The 2,666-nt window shown below is 46.9% G+C and carries 4 protein-coding genes and 1 pseudogene; 1 reads left to right on the top strand and 4 read right to left on the bottom strand.

All coding sequences use genetic code 11. The features are described from left to right. Positions 1-630, bottom strand: a pseudogene (locus L1N85_RS26750) (IS1634 family transposase); the annotation flags it as partial. 163 nt (positions 631-793) lie between these two features. Here L1N85_RS26750 and L1N85_RS26745 point away from each other — a divergent pair. Continuing rightward, positions 794-985 carry a hypothetical protein gene (locus L1N85_RS26745; protein WP_235242059.1) on the top strand — a complete coding sequence of 64 codons (192 nt, stop codon included), beginning with the start codon at positions 794-796 and terminating at the stop codon, positions 983-985. A gap of 281 nt (positions 986-1,266) precedes the next feature. Here the strand turns inward: L1N85_RS26745 and rsbW are convergent, their stop codons facing one another. From rsbW to L1N85_RS26730, 3 genes are all read right to left on the bottom strand, one after another. Further along, a complete protein-coding gene (gene rsbW, locus L1N85_RS26740) occupies positions 1,267-1,695 on the bottom strand; it encodes an anti-sigma B factor RsbW (protein ID WP_235242058.1) in 429 nt (142 codons plus the stop codon). Next, on the bottom strand, positions 1,692-2,024 hold the full coding sequence (locus L1N85_RS26735) for an STAS domain-containing protein (protein WP_235242057.1): 333 nt from the start codon (positions 2,022-2,024) through the stop codon (positions 1,692-1,694). The genes rsbW and L1N85_RS26735 overlap by 4 nt, the downstream gene beginning before the upstream one ends. A gap of 116 nt (positions 2,025-2,140) precedes the next feature. After that, on the bottom strand, positions 2,141-2,666 hold a 526-nt coding region (locus L1N85_RS26730), incomplete at its 5' end, for an IS200/IS605 family accessory protein TnpB-related protein (protein ID WP_235242056.1).

Genomic DNA, 2,666 nt, shown 5'->3' with positions numbered 1-2,666 from the left:
CAGATTGAATTGCGGCAAGCCGTCCTGCTCTTTGTTCATCCCATACTTCACTTGCTGCAGGCCTTCTGAATAGCTAGAAATGGAGGTCGTATCATACGCCCAGTACTCATTTTCGATTCGTCTCGCGGCCTGCAAGCGGAAGAAGTCGTACCGCTTCTCTTCCGTGATAGAAGCAAATAGTTCGCTGCTGCGTTGGGAGGGAATGTCCGCGCCATACGGATGACGGTGCAATGAAGCCCATTTCGAAAAGCGGCTGAGCGGACTGTCCGATTCCAGGATAAGGTAGTAGGCGATCGACAGTAACGCTTTATAGTCATTCGGAAAACACTTTTGCAAGTCGTCGACAATACCTAATTTATCGCCAATCACATCAAATAAGTATGTAGCTCCGTAGAACCATCGAGCGACATCGACATGAGGAACGGGTCCGCGCCGCGCTGCGGATGCAGGCGTTTCCGTTTTCTTTCGGTTCGTCCCTCGCGTGGGGACAATCGTTCCGGTTTTTTCATCGATCCGGCCGATGAGACGCCGTTTGGAACGGGATTGCTGCTTCTCGCGGTCCCAGTAGGAAATGGACTCATAGGCGTATGTAATCCCGGATCGTTTATCTTTTTGACGAATAATCGCGATGGTGTCCCCCTCCAATCCTCGTTATGTATTATAACACATAACGAGGATTGGGGCCAGCGTTTTCTCCAACAAAATCCAATAAAATCAAGGCTTTCGCATCTATTCAACACCGTTCCTCGTTATGGGTTTCGGGAACGCAGGTTACAACATCGCGGAAGAAATCATGAATATCTATCAAGATTTTCCGTCAGGAAAGTACTTTACGGATATCGTCTTGAAACGGCTGCGCGAACGCGGGTTTATCGAAGCGGAACGAATTCCGTATGCAACTAATGCGGAGATCAGCCGCAATGGCCTTGTGAATACAAATGTGTATTTCAGTTCGATTGTTTTTTTGGCAATCGCTTTAATCTGAGACCGATTGATATCGCAATTAAAGCGCATACAGTCAAAATCGTTTACTCAATTGATTCGTACTCATAGACAGTCATCCTTTCATCGGATTATTTGTATAATTTATTGAATTTATACATACTCATAGTATAAAATAACGAGTCAAAATCAAATAAACAAAAACATACTGTTTGGATAATTCGTTAATATTAATAACCTTTAATCACACAAAAAGACTGTCCCTCAGGTCTATTTAGACCTATGAGGACAGTCCCCTTGTATTCCCTTCGTCGATAAGCTTCCTTACTCCGCCGCCAAATACTTCGTCATCACAACCTCAGTAGCGCCGCTTGCCGTATTCACCACTACGTCATCCATCAGCGCCTGCATCAGATAGATGCCGAGGCCGCCGACGCGCAGGTCGCTCACTTCAGCCGCTTGGAGCGGCGCCGCTTTGCCTACGGCATCCGTGTACATAAATTCTGGGCCGCTATTTTTTACCTTGATCGTCAGAGATTGTTCCTCGAATTCGTAGCTAACGTCAATCATGCCGCTATCGGCATCCTGGAAACCGTAGAGGACGGCGTTATTGCAAGCCTCCGACACCGCTACCTTCATGTCCTCGATATCTTCGTAAGCGAATTTCATTTTGCATGCAATCCCGAATAGACAGATTCTGACCATATCGATATAGTCTGCATGGGCCGGTATTTGTAAGTGAATGGCGTTCATGCTTCAGCCTCTGTCCCTTCTGTTAAATATCTCGAAATGCCCGTCATGTCAAACAAACGTTTGATAGACGGCGGAATTTCGCGCACAAAGAACGGCGCCTTTATTTCGTCACGAAGCTTCAATACCGAAACGATAATGCCGATACCGGTACTGTCGATATATTTTAATTGCTTAAGATTGAGTATCAAGGCCTTATCCGTGCGGTTCATTACAGGCTCAAGCGCCCCTCTCAGCTGTTGCACGACGGATAGATCAAGCTCGCCGCTGATGTGAATAATGGACTGATCCTTCGTTTCTTCATATATGATTTGAAATGGCTCTGCGTTCATGCTTTTCACTCCGCTCACATTTGATTAATAAATACAGTTACTATAATGAATACTCCCACCACTTACCGATGCAGACGCTTCGGCTGAAGTGGGGGTTTCTGATGTATCATCCTTACTTATTTCAGGATGCTTAACACCAGTGGAGTTGACACATTGATGGTCTGGTTACCACCCAACCCCTCTATCCCATCGGTTTCTTTGGCGGATACGTTTGGGAATACTTTACGCATAATGTTGGCGGCGCCGTTCACATCGGCATGAATCAAGCCTTTCGTGCTCGTATACAGCCCTCGATGAATCCGCTTGCCGGAGAAGGTCCATGCCCCCTCTTCGTCATAACGCGGCAATGGGTCTTGATCCAGGAAGCTGGCTTTCGAGGTATACGCTTCTTCGGTCAGCGTAACCGTTATTCCCTGTTCAGCCGCCTTATACTGGATCATCGCAATGAGCATCCGGTGTGGCATGTGACAGAAGGACTGATTGTTTCGACGTCCGTTCGCAGACGTTTGCTTCCATCCATCGTTATACCCGATGACGATCGTGCCGATATGTTGCTTCACTGCCAAATGAACGATATAACGGCTTACTTTGTGGAACAAGTCTTTGATTCGGCGATGACGCTTCAGATGCAAACGCTCCAAT

The sequence above is a fragment of the Paenibacillus alkaliterrae genome (assembly GCF_021532375.1).
Lineage (GTDB): Bacteria > Bacillota > Bacilli > Paenibacillales > Paenibacillaceae > Pristimantibacillus > Pristimantibacillus alkaliterrae.
Note: the sequence above shows the minus strand (reverse complement) of the source record. Positions and strands in the feature narration are given on the sequence as shown.

Bases quoted from the DNA above. Each gene is read 5' to 3' on its own strand.
- rsbW (WP_235242058.1), bottom strand. From the start codon at position 1,695: ATGAACGCCATTCACTTACAAATACCGGCCCATGCAGACTATATCGAT.
- L1N85_RS26745 (WP_235242059.1), top strand. From the start codon at position 794: ATGAATATCTATCAAGATTTTCCGTCAGGAAAGTACTTTACGGATATC.
- L1N85_RS26735 (WP_235242057.1), bottom strand. From the start codon at position 2,024: ATGAACGCAGAGCCATTTCAAATCATATATGAAGAAACGAAGGATCAG.